The following is a 14,803-nucleotide window of genomic DNA, read 5'->3' as shown; positions in this document are numbered from 1 at the left end:
TTCGGCTACGACTGGGTCACGGTGCCCGGAGGCGTGCGGGTCGCGGAGCGTTACGCCGACCGGCCGCTCCGAAGCCATCCGGTTGGGCCTGTCGCACCAGCGGAGCGAGCCCTACTCTCCAGTATTGAGAGTGACACAGGACACACCACGGTCTTGGGAGGCTCCATGGGGTGGCACGTTCGCGAAACGATCGACGAGGATCGGCGCGAACGGCGAATCCGCCACGTCACCCGATGTCTGAGCTGCACGCTCACCTGTGTCCATTGTGGACTCCCCGCCAGATTCTCCGTTCCCTCAGGGCATCCCGGCCTCGGCGTCGTCGAGCATCTGCCGGGCGTGACCACCCCCGGCCTCCCGGATCTCGCCCTGCTGCACCGATTCTGCCGGGACACTCTCGCCGCGGAGCCGGGGATCGCGCTCAGGCGCGCCTATCTGGGCCTGGCGACCGAACTCTTCGAAACGGGGCGGCGGATCCGCCGTCACCGCAGGCTCGGCGTGCATCCGCCACGGCCGGGACATCTCGAGGCCTACCGAAAACGGTGGCGAGTGGCCAAAATGCGGTACGCCTGCAAGGCGTGCCGGTACTACACCGGCTCTCACTGAGCCGATTCTCCCCCGGAGGACTCGTGCTCGTTCGTCTCATCCTCGGTCTGCTCATCACCGTCGCCGGTCTCGCCTTCGCCGCCCGCCGCGCGGTCTGGCTCGCCAAACTGATCCGCTCCGGCCAGCCGGACGAAAAACGCTCGGACGTCATGGCGGTCCGCGCGAAAACCCATCTGGCCGAGGTCTTCGGACAGCGCAAACTGCTCAAATGGTCCGTCCCCGGGCTCGCGCATCTCTTCACGTTCTGGGGTTTCGTGATCCTCGGGTCCGTTTACGTCGAGGCGTACGGCGCCCTGTTCGATCACGACTTCCACATCCCGCTCATCGGGCATTGGGCGGTGCTGGGCTTCCTTCAGGACTTCATCGCGGTCGCGGTGCTCGTCTCGCTCGCGGTGTTCGCGGTCATCCGGATCCGCCAGGCCCCCGAACGGAAAGACCGCGCGTCGCGGTTCTTCGGGTCGCACACCGGCGGCGCCTGGCTGATCCTGTTCATGATCTTCAACGTGATCTGGACGATGTTCCTCTTCCGCGGCGCGTCTGCGGCGGTCGGCGTCTTCCCGTACGAGTCCGGCGCGTGGGTTTCCCTTGGCGTGGGCGAACTCCTGGAGCCGCTGGGCCCGTCGGTCACCGAGCCGCTGGAGACCGTCGGACTGCTGCTGCACATCGGCGTGATGCTGGCGTTCCTGTCGATCGTGCTCTACTCCAAGCACCTCCACATCTTCCTGGCGCCGGTCAACGTCACCGCCAAACGCCTCCCGGACGCGCTCGGCCCGTTGCTGCCGATGGAGTCCGGCGGCAAGCCGATCGACTTCGAGGACCCGGGCGAGGACGACACGTTCGGCCGCGGCAAGATCGAGGACTTCACCTGGAAGGGCATGCTCGACTTCGCCACCTGCACCGAATGCGGCCGCTGCCAGTCGCAGTGCCCGGCGTGGAACACCGGGAAACCCTTGTCCCCCAAGCTGTTGATCATGGATCTGCGCGACCACCTCTTCGAGAAGGCGCCGTACATCCTGGACGGCAAGGAAGCGCCCGAAGAACGTCCCCTGGTCGGCACCAAGGAGGACTTCGGCGTCATCGATCCGGACGTCCTCTGGTCGTGCACCACCTGCGGCGCCTGCGTGGAACAGTGCCCGGTCGACATCGAGCACGTCGACCACGTCGTGGACATGCGCCGCTACCAGGTGATGATCGAGTCGGCGTTCCCGAGCGAACTCGGTGTGCTGTTCAAGAACCTCGAAACCAAGGGAAACCCCTGGGGCCAGAACAACTCCGACCGCCTGGCGTGGACGAAGGACCTCGGCTTCGAGGTGCCGATCTTCGACGGCGAACTCGCCGACGACGTCGAGTACGTCTACTGGGTCGGCTGCGCGGGCGCGTTCGACGACAACGCCCGTAAGACCGTCCGCGCCACCGCCGAGCTGCTGCACCTCGCCGGGGTGAAGTACACGATCCTCGGCACCGACGAGTCCTGCACCGGCGACCCGGCGCGCCGCTCCGGCAACGAGTTCCTCTTCCAGATGCTCGCGCAGCAGACGGTCGAGACGCTGAACGCGGTGTTCGAAGGCCGCGAACCGGGCACGCGCAAGATCGTCACGACCTGCCCGCACTGTCTCAACACGCTCGGCCGCGAGTACCCGCAGCTGGACGGGCACTACGAGGTCCTGCACCACACGCAACTGCTGAACCGGCTCGTCCGGGCGGGCAAGCTGACGCCGGTCAAACCGGTCGACGCCGGGCCGGTGACCTACCACGACCCGTGTTACCTCGGCCGCCACAACAAGGTCTACGAGCCGCCGCGCGAACTCGTCGGCGCGACCGGCGCCACGCTGAGCGAGATGCCCCGGCACGCGGACCGCTCGCTCTGCTGCGGCGCCGGCGGCGCGCGGATGTGGATGGAGGAGCAGATCGGCAAGCGCATCAACCTCGAACGCGTCGACGAAGCACTCGGCACGGACGCCGAAACCATCGTCACCGGCTGCCCGTTCTGCCGCGTGATGCTGAACGACGGCCTCGTCCAGCGACAGAGCGAGAAGCGTGGCGAGAATGTCACCGTGCGCGACGTCTCCCAGCTCCTGCTGGAGACCGTGCGGGAGCGGGACCGGACCGCGACGGAGATTTAAGGCACACGAGAGTTGGAAGTTCGGCGCACCGAACTCTAAGCTCGCGGTATGGCGAATCTGCGCAAGACCGTGTGCGCGCTGGCGGCGTCCGCACTCGTCCTGTCCGCTTGCGGCAGCGCGGGCGACACAACGAGCGGCGGCGGGGACGACAAGCGGCCCGTCGTGCTGACCACGTTCACGGTCCTGGCGGACATCGCCTCGAACGTCGCGGGCGACAAGCTCCGGGTCGAGTCGATCACCAAACCCGGCGCCGAGATCCACGGCTACGAGCCCACGCCGGACGACATCAAGAAGGCCGCGAAGGCCGACCTGATCCTCGACAACGGACTGAACCTGGAGGCGTGGTTCGCCCGGTTCGTCAAGGAGAGCGACGCGCCGCACAAGGTGGTCAGCGAGGGTGTCCAGCCCATCGCCATCGGCGAAGACGCCTATCAGGGAAAGCCGAACCCGCACGCGTGGATGTCTCCGACGAATGTGGGTATCTACGTGGACAACATGGTGAAGGCGTTCAGCGAGCTCTCCTCCGGCGACGCCGCCGTGTTCAAGGCCAACGGCGATGCCTACAAGGCGAAACTGAAGGAGGTGCGGGACGAGATGACGGGTGCGCTGAGCGGCCTGCCGCAGAACGAGCGAGCGCTGGTCACCTGTGAAGGCGCCTTCTCCTATCTCGCGCGCGACACCGGCCTCACCGAGCGGTACATCTGGGCGGTCAACGCCGAACAGCAGGCCACGCCGCAGCAGATCACCCGCGCCATCGAGTTCGTCAAGCAGAACAAGGTCCCCGCGGTGTTCTGTGAGTCGACCGTCTCCGACGCCCCGATGCAGCAGGTCGTCTCCGCGACCGGTGCCGCGTTCGGCGGCGTGCTGTACGTCGATTCCCTGTCCGGCCCCGAAGGCCCGGTGCCGACCTACCTCGACCTGATCCGCCACGACTCGAAGACGATCGTCGCCGCGCTCACCGGAGCGAAGCCGTGACGGCCGCGATCCGCGTCGAAGGCGTCACCGTCCACTATGGCGACGTCCTCGCGCTCGACGGTGTCGACGTCACGCTCGAACACGGGCACGTCTGCGGGCTGGTCGGGATGAACGGCTCCGGCAAGTCGACGCTGTTCAAGACGATCATGGGCATGGTCCGGCCGGACATCGGCACGGTGTCGATCGACGGCGGCACCCCCGTCCGCGCCCGCAAGACCGGCGTGATCGGGTACGTGCCGCAGAGCGAGGACGTCGACTGGTCGTTCCCGCTGTCCGTGCGGGACGTGGTGATGACCGGCCGCTACGGGCATCTCGGCTTCACCCGGCGTCCGCGCCGCGCCGACCACGAAGCCGTCGACCACGCGCTGGAGCGGGTCGAACTGACCGAACTCGCCGGACGCCAGATCGGCCAGTTGTCCGGCGGACAGCGCAAACGCGCGTTCGTCGCGCGCGGCATCGCCCAAGGTGCCCGTGTCCTGCTGCTGGACGAGCCGTTCGCCGGCGTCGACAAACGGTCCGAAGCCACGATCACGCGGCTGCTCAAGGAACTCGCGGCCGACGGCGCCGCGGTCCTGATCTCCACGCACGACCTGCACGCGCTGCCCGGCCTTGCCGACGAGGCGATCCTGCTGATGCGCAAGGTGCTCGCGCACGGCTCCCCCGGCGAGGTGCTCCGGCCCGAAAATCTCGCGCTGGCCTTCGGACTCGATGTCCTGCAACGGGAAGAGGAACTCGCGTGAGTCTCTACGACCTGTTCCTCGAACCGCTGAGCTACGACTTCATGGTGCGGGCGCTGGCGTCCACGGTCATCGCGTCGGCGGTCTGCGCGGTGCTCTCCTGCTGGCTGGTGCTGATCGGCTGGTCGCTCATGGGCGACGCGGTCTCGCACGCGGTGCTGCCCGGCGTCGTGCTCGCGTACGTCCTCGGCGCGCCCTTCGCACTGGGCGCCGTCGTCTTCGGTTTCCTCGCCGTGGCGCTGATCGGCGTCGTCCGCGACACCAGCCGGGTCAAGGAGGACGCCGCGATCGGGATCGTGTTCACCACGCTGTTCGCGCTCGGGCTCGTGCTGATCTCGGTGACGCCGAGCCAGACCGATCTGAACCACATCATCTTCGGCAACCTGCTCGGCGTCGACACCTCGGATCTGATCCAGATCGGCGTCCTCGGCGCGATCACGCTCACCGTGCTCGTGCTCAAACGCCGCGATTTCACCTTGTACGCCTTCGATCCCACGCACGCGCACGCCATCGGGCTGAACCCGCGGGTGCTCGGCGCCGCGCTGCTCGGGCTGCTCGCGCTGACCGCGGTGGTGGCACTGCAGGTGGTCGGCGTGATCCTCGTGGTGGCGATGCTGATCATCCCCGGCGCGACGGCGTACCTGCTGACCGACCGGTTCGGCCGGATGCTCGTGATCGCGCCGTCGTTCTCGGTGCTCGCGGCGGTGACCGGGCTGTACCTGAGCTATCACCTCGACACCGCGTCCGGCGGGATGATCGTGCTGGTCCAGGGCGCCGGGTTCACGCTGGTGTACCTGTTCGGGCCGCGGCACGGAATCATCGGGAAGCGGCTGGCCAGGCGCAGGCGGGAACTGGCGCGAACGGCGTAACCGCGCGATCACCCCGCGCTCTGTGTCTCTCGTGACATGGGTACCGGCCCGACCTTAGGTTAGGCTCCCCTCATGTCTACGGAAGACGCGCTGCTCACCGGCCATGACCTGGTGCTCGCGCACCAAGAGCGGGCCGTGGTGGACGGCGTGTCCCTGTCGCTGCGCGCCGGCCTGGTGACCGCACTGGTCGGGCCGAACGGCTCCGGCAAGTCGACGCTCCTGCGTTCGCTGGCGCGGCTGCACAAGCCCCGCGAGGGCGACGTCCGCCTCGGGGAACGCGCCGTCTGGGGCGGGAACGCGTTGTCCGGCAAGGAGTTCGCCCGGCGGGTCACGTTGCTGACCCAGCACCGGCCCACGCCGAGCGGTGTTTCGGTGCGCGACGTCGTCTCCTACGGCCGGTACCCGTACCGCTCCGGCTGGCGCGGGGTCGACGTCGACGGCGCCGCCGCGATCCGCCGCGCGATGGAGCTGACCGGGGTGACGCCGATGGCCGAACGCGGCGTCGACGAGCTCTCCGGCGGCGAACTCCAGCGCGTCTGGCTCGCGTCCTGTCTCGCCCAGCAGACCTCCGTGCTGCTGCTCGACGAGCCCACCAACCATCTCGACCTGCGCTATCAGGTCGAGATCCTCGACGTCGTCCGCGATCTGGCCAACGAAGGCGTCGCGGTCGGCGTGGTGCTGCACGACCTCGACCACGCGGCGATCATCGCCGACGAGGTCGTGCTGCTGAGCGAGGGAACCATCGTGGCCACGGGTGACATCGGGGAGGTGCTCACCACCGAGCACCTTTCCCGGGCCTACGGCGTCACCGTCCACGTCGCGAACGACCCGGTGACGGGCGCGATCCACTGCAGGCCACTCGGGCGGCATTCGCCCAGGCCCGCCTGAGAAATCCAGGAAGAACCATGCGTTTGCCAATCCCTGCCGCCCTCGTCGCGGCGACGGCCCTGCTGCTGTCCGCCTGCGGCACCACCGAGAACACCGCCGCCGCGCCGAGCGACACCGCCGCCGCGAGCGGACCGGTCACGGTGACCGACGCGCGCGGAAAGGCCGTCACCCTCAAGGCCCCGGCCAAGCGGGTCGTCGCGCTCGAATGGGGCGAGGCCGAGATGGTCGCGTCGCTCGGGGTCATGCCGGTCGGCGCCGCGGACGTCGCGGGCTACAACGTCTGGGACAAGGCCGCCCCGCTGACCGCCGAGGTCAAGGACGTCGGCAAGCGCAACGAGCCCAGTGTCGACGCGATCGTCGGGCTGAACCCCGACGTCGTCATCATGGCCGAGGAGCGCGACTCGACGCTGGTGCCGCAGATCGAGAAGTACGTGCCGGTCGTGGTCACCAAGGCCAGCGACGCGAGCCGCAACTTCGACCGCCTGCGCGAGGACTTCAAGCTGATCGCGAAGACGGTCGGCAAGGAGTCCGAAGCGGACAAGCAACTGTCCGAAATGGACGCCAAACTCGCCGAGGGCAAGAAGGCCGTCGAGGCGAAGGGCGTCGCGGGCACCCCGTTCCTGATGGCCGACGGCTACCTCGAAGGCAGCACCGTCAGCATCCGCCCGTTCGGCAAGGGCTCGCTGGTCTCCGACACCGCCGAGGCCGTCGGCCTCAAGAACGCCTGGACCGGCAAGGTCGACCCGCAGTGGGGTCTCGGCCAGACCGACGTCGAGGGCCTGACCGCGCTCACCGACCCGAAGACCGTGCTGTTCTACAGCGCGTCCGAAGAGGACGTCTTCACCACCGGGCTCGTGCAGAACGCCGTCTACCAGCGCCTGCCGTTCGTGGTCTCGAAGAAGATCCACAAGCTGGAGGCGGGCACGTGGACCTTCGGCGGGCCGAAGTCGGTCATCATGACCGCCGACCAGATCGTGAAGGCCATCACCGCCTGATGATCAAGGAACTGCGCGCGCCGCAAGCCGTGCGCACCGCGGTGGTGTCGGCGGGGCTGGTGGTGCTCATCGTCGTCCTCGCCGGCGTCCACCTGACCCAGGGCACCTCGACGTCCGGTCCGCTGGACGTGGTGAAGGCGATCTTCGGCCAGGGCGACGCGCAAACCCTCGCGGTACTCGAGGGTTCGCGCGTCCCCCGGCTGCTCGCCGCGTTGCTCCTCGGGGTCGCGCTCGGCGTCGCGGGCGCGGGAATGCAGTCCGTGGCACGGAACCCGCTCGCCTCGCCCGACACGCTCGCGGTCAACGCGGGCGCGCATTTCGCCGTGGTGGCCATCTCCGCGTTCGGGCTTTCGCTGCCGCTCGTGCCGGTGGGCGGGGCGGCGTTCGCGGGCGGGCTCGCCGCGGCCGTCATCGTGCTGGGACTGGCGGGCGGCGGTTCGGCGAGCCCGCGGCTGGTGCTCGTCGGCTCGGCCGTGCTGCTGGCGCTCCAATCGGTGACCATCCTGATGCTGCTCATGTTCGAGCAGGAGACGTCCGGGCTGTTCGCCTGGGGCAGTGGTTCGCTCACCGTCTCCGATCTGCGGGCGACCGCCCAGATGACGCCGATCGTGGTGATCGCCGTGGCGGCGCTGATCGCGATGGGCCGCAAACTCGACGTCCTCGCCCTCGGCGACGACAACGCGACCGTGCTCGGCCTGCGGGTGCGCCGGACCAGGGTCGGCGCGGTCGTGCTGACCGTCGCGCTGACCGCGGCGGCGGTGACCGTCGCCGGACCGGTCGGGTTCGTCGGGCTGAGCGCGCCGGTGATCACGCGGCTGCTGCTGCCGATCGCCAAACACCGCGCGCTGCTGCCGGTCTCCGGCCTGGTCGGCGTGGTGACGGTGCTCGGCGCCGACGTCGTCCTGCGGGCGATCATGGGTTCGGCCGCCGCCGTGCGGGTGCCGACCGGGGTGGTGACCACGATCGTCGGCGCCGTCGTGATGGTGTGGCTGGCGCGGCGCGGACGGGGCAGCGGCTCACGTCGTCCGGCTCCGGCAGGACGGGTCGGGGTCGCCGGATCGACCCGGCGGCTCGTGGTCATTTCCGTCGTCCTGGTGGCGCTGCTCGCCGTTGTCCCGGTCGTGGGACTGATGCTGGGCGACCGCATGGTGCTGCTCGGCGACCTCGCGAACTGGGTCACCGGCAACACCGGCACCGCCCTGACCTTCGTGCTGGACCAACGACTTCCGCGGGTGCTGGCCGCGCTGCTCGCCGGTGCCGCGCTGGCGGTGTCGGGCTGCGGGATCCAGTCGGTCAGCCGCAACCCGCTCGCCGAACCGGGTCTGCTCGGCATCACCGCGGGTGCCGGACTCGGCGCGATCACGCTGATCACCATCGTCCCCACGGTCGGCGCCTGGTCGATCGCCGGAGCCGCCGGTATCGGCGCGGCCGTCGTGTTCGTGCTGGTCTACGGGCTGGCTTGGCGGTCGGGGCTGGATTCGGACCGGCTGGTGATCATCGGCATCGCGGTCTGGTCGGCCGGAATGGCGCTGATCACGCTGCTGATCGTGGTCTCCGACCCGTGGAACTCGGCCAAGGCGCTGACCTGGCTTTCGGGGTCGACCTACGGCCGCACGCTGGAACAGGTCGCGCCCGTGGCGCTGGCGCTGGTCGCGCTGACGCCGTTGTTGTGGATCAAGCACCGCGAACTGGACCTGCACGCCCTAGACGAGGACACCCCGCGGGTGCTCGGGATGCGCATCGAACGGTCGCGGCTGATCGTGCTGGCCGCCTCCGGGATCCTGGCGGCCACCGCCGTGTCCGCGATCGGCGTGGTCGCGTTCGTCGGGCTGGTCGCGCCGCATCTGGCGCGTTCGCTCGTCGGCGGACGGCACGGCCGGGTGATCCCGGTGGCCGCGGCGCTCGGGGCGCTGCTGGTGAGCGTCGCGGACACCCTCGGGCGGACGGTCATCGCGCCGGCCCAGATCCCGGCGGGCCTGGTCATCGCGATGGTCGGGACGCCGTACTTCGTGCTGGTGCTCTGGAAGACCCGGCCGTAGAAGTACATGAAGGCCCCCTTCCTGTACCTAGGCGCAAGGAAGGGGGCCTTCATGTACTTGAACTACAGGGTCTTCTGGAGGTGGGTGGCCAGCAGCTTGGTGAAGCGGGCGGGGTCGCCCAGTTCACCGCCCTCGGCCAGCAGAGCCATGCCGTACAGCAGCTCCGCGGTCTCGGCGAGCCCGTCGTTCTCGCCCTTCTCAGCGAACGAGGACCGCAGCCCGGTGACCAGCGGGTGGCCCGGGTTGAGTTCCAGGATCCGCTTGATCTGCGGCATTTCCTGGCCCATCGCGCGGTACATCTTCTCCAGCGTCGGGGTGACGTCGTTCGTGTCGCCGACGATGCAGGCGGGCGACGTCGTCAGCCGCGACGAGAGCCGGACCTCCTTGACCTGGTCGGAAAGGGTCTTCGTGAGCCAGGTCAGCAGACCGGAGAACTCTTCCTTCTGCTCGTCGGTGGTGTCGGAGTCGAGTTCGACCTCGCCCTTCGCGACCGACTGGAACTGCTTCTCCTCGAAGCCCGGAACCGCGTCGACCCACATCTCGTCGATCGGGTCGGTGAGCACGAGCACCTCGTAACCCTTGGCCTGGAAGGCTTCCAGGTGCGGGGAGTTCTCGATGCTCTGCCGCGACTCGCCGGTCAGGTAGTAGATGTGCTCCTGGCCGTCCTTCATCCGCTCGACGTACTCACGCAGCGACGTGAGCTTCTCCGGATCGTTCGTCGAGGCGAACGAGCAGATGTCGAGGATCGCGGTGCGGTTCTCGTGGTCGTCCAGCAGGCCTTCCTTGACGGCGCGGCCGAACTCCTTCCAGAACGTCTCGTACTTGTACGGGTTCTCGTCGGCCATCAGGGTCTTGACCGTCGACAGGACCTTCTTGACCAGGCGACGGCGGATCAGCTGGATCTGCCGGTCCTGCTGCAGGATCTCGCGCGAGACGTTGAGCGAGAGGTCCTGCGCGTCGACGACGCCCTTCACGAAGCGCAGGTACTCCGGCATCAGCGCTTCGCAGTCGTCCATGATGAAGACGCGCTTCACGTACAGCTGGACGCCGCGTTTGCGCTCCCGCATGAACAGGTCGAGCGGCGCGTGGCCCGGCAGGAACAGCAGCGCCTGGTACTCGAAGGTGCCCTCGGCCTGGAGCCGGATCGTCTCCAGCGGGTCGTTCCAGTCGTGCGCGACGTGCTTGTAGAACTCGTTGTACTCGTCTTCCGTGACGTCGCTGGACGAGCGGGCCCACAGCGCCTTCATCGAGTTGACCGTGACGACCTCGTCGCCCTCGGTCATCCGGATCGGCCAGGTGATGAAGTCCGAGTACTTCTTGACGATCTGCTTGATCTTCGTGGCCGAGGTGTAGTCGAAGAGCTGGTCTTCGGTGTCCTCGGGCTTGAGGTGCAGGACGACGGACGTGCCCTGCGGCAGGTCCGGCACCGTCTCGATGGTGTACGTGCCCTCGCCCTCGGACTCCCAGCGGACGCCCTCGTCCGATCCGGCGCGGCGGGTCAGCAGCGTGACCTTGTCGGCCACCATGAAGCTGGCGTAGAAGCCGATGCCGAATTGGCCGATCAGATCCTGCGAGGCCGCGGAATCCTTGGTCTCCTTCAGTTTCTTCAGGAATTCGGCGGTGCCGGATTTCGCGATCGTGCCGATCAGCGCCACGACGTCGTCCCGGCTCATCCCGATTCCGTTGTCCCGCACGGTCAGCGTGCGCTTTTCGGTGTCGGTCTCGATCTCGATGTGGAGATCGTCGGTGTCCGCCTTCAGGTCCTTGTCGCGGAACGCTTCGAGGCGGAGTTTGTCCAGTGCGTCGGAGGCGTTGGACACCAGTTCCCGCAGGAACGTGTCCTTGTTCGAGTAGATCGAGTGGATCATCAGCTGGAGCAGCTGACGTGCCTCCGACTGGAACTCGAGTGTTTCGGCAGAGGTTGTCACGCGGCGATATTACCGAGCGCGGGACCGGGTCAGGCCAGCCTCTGCCTGGCCACCTCGGTCAGCCCGTCACCGATGGCCTGTTCGATCGTCGTGACGCACGCCCGGCCCTCGGTCTCGACCGTGGCGATGACGTTGCCGAAATGCGGGCCGGACACCTTGGACCAGGTCAGCGGATCGGGTGCGACGCCGCCGCGGCGGGCCCACCGGCGCGCGATCGCGGCCACCGGGGACGACCAAGTGGCGGCGAAGGCCAGCCGGAGCGCGCGCGGCATGGCGTTGTGGACCGGGGAGCAGGTGAGCTGGAAGACGGTCGAGGTGACCGGCTCCGGATAGCGCGCCTCGGCGATGTAGGCGTGATGGACGTCGCCGGAGAGCACCGCGATGGTGGCGGGCGGATCGTCCCGGCGTCCCTCACGCGCGATCATCGCCGCGAGCCGGTCGAACGACGCCCGGAACGAGGCCCAGTGTTCGAGGTCCGCGGCCTGACGGATCTTCTCCGCGAGCCGTCCGCGCCACCCGGGACGGTCGCAGGAACGCTCGTTCAGCGACTGGAGATGGGAGATCACCGGCGGCAGCAGCCACGGCAGCGAGGAGCCGATGAGCAGGTGGTCGCAGGCGTCGGCGGCGTTGTTTTCGATCCAGTCGAACTCGTCGTCGTCCACCATGCACCGGGCGCCGCCGGCCAGGATCCGGCCCGCCCGACTGTCGATGACCAGCAGTCGCACGCCACCGAAGTCGCGCCGGTAACTCCATCGCGCGCCCTTGGTGCCGTCGCGGTCGTCGTCGGCCTCGTCGGCGAACGCGACGAGCAGGTCGGCGTTGTCACCGCCGGAGGTGATGGCCTTCTGGAAGGTCGGGTCCTCGGCGAGTTCGGCGGGGCCGAGATTCCCCAGGTGCTGGTAGACCCAGTACGACATGATCGCCCCGCGCAGGCGCTCCCGCCACCACGGCTGCGCGCGCATCTGCTCCCGCCAGGTGTGCGAGGTGTTCCAGTCGTCGCGGACGTCGTGGTCGTCGAAGATCATCGACGTCGGCACGGTGGACAGCAGCCAGCGGATCGCCGGTTCGCCCCAGGCTTCGAGGTAGAGGTGCGTGTACTCCTCGAAGTCCGTCACCTCGGTCCCGGGCGGCTTCGAGATGTCGCGACGCCGGGCGAGCCATTCTTGCGTCTCGTCCGTGGTCTCGTCGGCGTAGACCTGGTCGCCCAGCATCAGCAACGCCTGCGGCCACTCGGCTTCCTCGCCGCCGGCCATCCGGCGGGCGTACGCGACCAGCGCGTCCGGGCCGAAGGCGTCACCGTCGTGCGGTTTCCGGCACGAGCCGAACACGAGCCGGACCCGCGACTCCTCCGCCGGCAGTGTCCTGATCCGGCTCGGCGGGAACCCGGAATCGGCGACGGGCCACACTTTTTCGCCGTCCACGCGCACTTCGTATTCCACACACGAGCCGGGTTCGAGTCCGGTCAGCACGAGCAGGGCGTAGTGGTGTCCCCGGATCTCGAACGTCCTCGCGGTCGTGCCGAGTACCTCGACCTCACTCGCGGTGGCGGTCTCGACCCACACCGTCGCCGAAGTCTCGTCGACATGCCGCAGCAACGGACCCAGGAGCAGACTCATTCCCCGAACGGTGCCACAACGGAGCCAAGATCGTGCGCTGAGCGGAGCCTCAGCCGAGCCGCGCGAAGATCTCCCGGATCTCGGCCAGGGCCTCGGCCCGTTCCACGTCGTCGTCTTCGTACCAGCCGTCGGCGGCCCGCTCCTCGACGATCGCCTCGGGGGTGAATTCCTCGCCGAACCGGTAGGGGCCGACGCAGTAGGCGAACCCCGACTCGCTCAGCGGGTCCAGCTCTTCCCGGCGGCAGTGCTCCAGGAAGCCTTCGGCCTGCGCCCACCGCTCGCCGTCGAACCAGAACACGCCACCGGCGTAGTGGATCGACGCTCCCGTCCCCGCGTCGACGAGGTTCAGCGACTCGTAGTTTTCGGGCCGGTTCCGCACCAACGCGACGAGGCTTTCCGGAACGCCGCCGTAAAGCGCCTCCTGCACCGAGTAGTCCTCTTCGGCGTACAGGTTCAAGTCCGTCTCGTGGTCGAAGGTCAGCAGCAGCGCCTGCTTGTCCGGCGTGAAATACCAGACGGCCGACTGCCCGCCGCAGTCGTTCCAGGCGAACCGCTCCGCGCCGTCCACCTCGACCGGCGTGATCTCGGTGATCGCGTCGATCACCGCGGCCCGCCGCCGCACCTCGTCGAGGGATGTCGCACCGAGGGCCGCCCAGATCTCTTCGCTCACCCGCGCAGACTACCGGTGCGCACGTGGCCGATCCGGATGCGCTGCGGGTGGTCGCCGACGGGCACGGACTTGACCTTCGCGCCGGTCGCGAAGTCGATCGCGGTCACCTGGTCCGAGCCGCTTTCCGAGATGACGCAATGCTTTCCGTCGCCGCTCACGGTCGCCCAGTACGGCTTCGCCGCCGTCACGAGCTGTGCCTCGCGCAGGCTCGCACGGTCCACAATGGTCGCGTAGTCGTCCATCGTCCCGGCGACGCAGAGCTTGTCGCCCGCGGGACTCATCGAGAGCCCGTGGTGGCGCGAGTCGTTGACCCAGGTCGTGCGGTCCTCACTGGTGTTCGGGTTCTTCGGCAGCGTCTTCGACCTGGTGATCCGGTCGGTGGCGACGTCGTATTCGAGGAGTCCGTTGAAGAAGGACACCTGGAAGTACAGCTTCGACTCGTCAGGAGTGAACGCCACCGGCCGGACCGCGTCGGAGAGGTCGCTACGCCCGAAGGCGTCCAGGCGCGGGCGCATGTCGATCACCTTGACCTGCTGGAAGGTCTTCGCGTCGACCACGGTGAGTTTCCGGTCGCCCTTGGTGAAGTCCTGCCACGGCGCGTCGAGCGCGGTGTTCACCTCGCCGATCGAGCTGTTCCAGAGGTAGCGGCCGCCGTCGGTGTAGGTGTTCTCGTGCGGTTTGTCGCCGGTCTTGAACGAGCCGAGCTGCCGTCCCGTCTCGATGTCGAGCACGTGGACGGTGTTCGACGTCGAAGCGGAGACCGCGATGCTGCGGCCGTCCGGCGAGACCGCCATGTGGTCGGACCGGAAACCCGACACCGGGAAGCGCCAGTTGACCCGGCCGGTGGCGAGATCGATCGACACGACGTCGGCGAAGCTCGGGCGGGACGCGACGACCGCCCGGCCGTCCGGGGTCGTGTAGAGATCGTCGACGAGCTGGTCGTGCCCCTCGCCGACACCGTTGCGGATGCCGAGGAAGAACGCGAGTTTGATCGGGTTCAGGTAGATCTCGGTGAGCCGTTCGTCCTTGTCCGGCACCATGTTCACGCGCGCGATCTTGGCGTAGTCGCCGGAGGGCGCGATGACGTCCGCGGTCCCCTCCCAGTTGTTGCCCACGAACAGGACCTGCCGCAGGCTTTCGTCCGCCCCGGCGGCGGGCACCGGGCCCAGTGCCGCGAAGGCGAGGCAGGTCACGAGGACGGTGTTCAGCAACCGGCGTTTCCGCATCGGGCGCACCTTTCGGCGAGGGCCTGTTACCTTTCGGTAGCTCACAGGAAACCAACCGGCCGGACACCCTCGGTAGGAGACGGTCGCCAAGGACCGCCGGCTTCGTTGTGCACCGCGCACAATCCGCGCGGGAA

The 14,803-nt window shown here is 68.3% G+C and carries 12 protein-coding genes; 8 read left to right on the top strand and 4 right to left on the bottom strand.

Annotated features, from left to right (window positions below; all coding sequences use genetic code 11):
• Positions 1–165 precede the first annotated feature (165 nt).
• The 8 genes from DMH01_RS29990 (at position 166) to DMH01_RS29955 (ending at position 9,229) form a co-directional block, all read left to right on the top strand.
• Entirely contained in the window at positions 166–603 is a 438-nt protein-coding gene (locus DMH01_RS29990; protein ID WP_125680614.1) for a hypothetical protein, read from the top strand.
• Between the two features lie 23 nt (positions 604–626).
• Positions 627–2,726 carry a heterodisulfide reductase-related iron-sulfur binding cluster gene (locus tag DMH01_RS29985; RefSeq protein WP_125680612.1) on the top strand — a complete coding sequence of 700 codons (2,100 nt, stop codon included), beginning with the start codon at positions 627–629 and terminating at the stop codon, positions 2,724–2,726.
• Positions 2,727–2,774: 48 nt separating this feature from the next.
• Complete coding sequence (locus DMH01_RS29980) at positions 2,775–3,701, top strand: metal ABC transporter substrate-binding protein (protein WP_125680610.1); 927 nt, start codon at positions 2,775–2,777, stop codon at positions 3,699–3,701.
• Positions 3,698–4,441 (top strand): metal ABC transporter ATP-binding protein, encoded by a 744-nt coding sequence (locus tag DMH01_RS29975; protein ID WP_125680608.1) that lies wholly within the window; start codon positions 3,698–3,700, stop codon positions 4,439–4,441. Before DMH01_RS29980 ends, DMH01_RS29975 begins: the two co-directional genes overlap by 4 nt.
• A complete protein-coding gene (locus DMH01_RS29970) occupies positions 4,438–5,307 on the top strand; it encodes a metal ABC transporter permease (protein WP_199745683.1) in 870 nt (289 codons plus the stop codon). The genes DMH01_RS29975 and DMH01_RS29970 overlap by 4 nt, the downstream gene beginning before the upstream one ends.
• Positions 5,308–5,379: 72 nt before the next feature.
• Positions 5,380–6,195, top strand: coding sequence for an ABC transporter ATP-binding protein (locus tag DMH01_RS29965; RefSeq protein WP_125680606.1), 816 nt, complete (start codon positions 5,380–5,382; stop codon positions 6,193–6,195).
• A 17-nt stretch (positions 6,196–6,212) separates the two neighbouring features.
• Positions 6,213–7,190, top strand: coding sequence for an iron-siderophore ABC transporter substrate-binding protein (locus DMH01_RS29960; RefSeq protein ID WP_125680604.1), 978 nt, complete (start codon positions 6,213–6,215; stop codon positions 7,188–7,190).
• Entirely contained in the window at positions 7,190–9,229 is a 2,040-nt protein-coding gene (locus DMH01_RS29955; RefSeq protein ID WP_125680602.1) for an iron ABC transporter permease, read from the top strand. Before DMH01_RS29960 ends, DMH01_RS29955 begins: the two co-directional genes overlap by 1 nt.
• A gap of 62 nt (positions 9,230–9,291) precedes the next feature.
• Here DMH01_RS29955 and htpG read toward each other — a convergent pair whose 3' ends face one another.
• From htpG to DMH01_RS29935, 4 genes are read right to left on the bottom strand one after another with little or no spacing between them, the layout of a single operon-like run.
• On the bottom strand, positions 9,292–11,157 hold the full coding sequence (gene htpG / locus DMH01_RS29950; protein ID WP_125680600.1) for a molecular chaperone HtpG: 1,866 nt from the start codon (positions 11,155–11,157) through the stop codon (positions 9,292–9,294).
• A gap of 29 nt (positions 11,158–11,186) precedes the next feature.
• Positions 11,187–12,773: an alkaline phosphatase D family protein gene (locus DMH01_RS29945; protein WP_125680598.1), complete on the bottom strand. Its 1,587-nt coding sequence runs from the start codon at positions 12,771–12,773 to the stop codon at positions 11,187–11,189.
• A 49-nt stretch (positions 12,774–12,822) separates the two neighbouring features.
• Positions 12,823–13,443, bottom strand: coding sequence for a hypothetical protein (locus tag DMH01_RS29940; RefSeq protein ID WP_125680596.1), 621 nt, complete (start codon positions 13,441–13,443; stop codon positions 12,823–12,825).
• Complete coding sequence (locus DMH01_RS29935) at positions 13,440–14,669, bottom strand: YncE family protein (protein WP_125680594.1); 1,230 nt, start codon at positions 14,667–14,669, stop codon at positions 13,440–13,442. Before DMH01_RS29935 ends, DMH01_RS29940 begins: the two co-directional genes overlap by 4 nt.
• Positions 14,670–14,803: the final 134 nt, after the last annotated feature.

The sequence above is a fragment of the Amycolatopsis sp. WAC 04182 genome (assembly GCF_003947465.1).
In the GTDB taxonomy this organism is placed as follows: Bacteria; Actinomycetota; Actinomycetes; order Mycobacteriales; family Pseudonocardiaceae; genus Amycolatopsis.
This window is presented reverse-complemented; position numbering and strand designations above follow the sequence as displayed.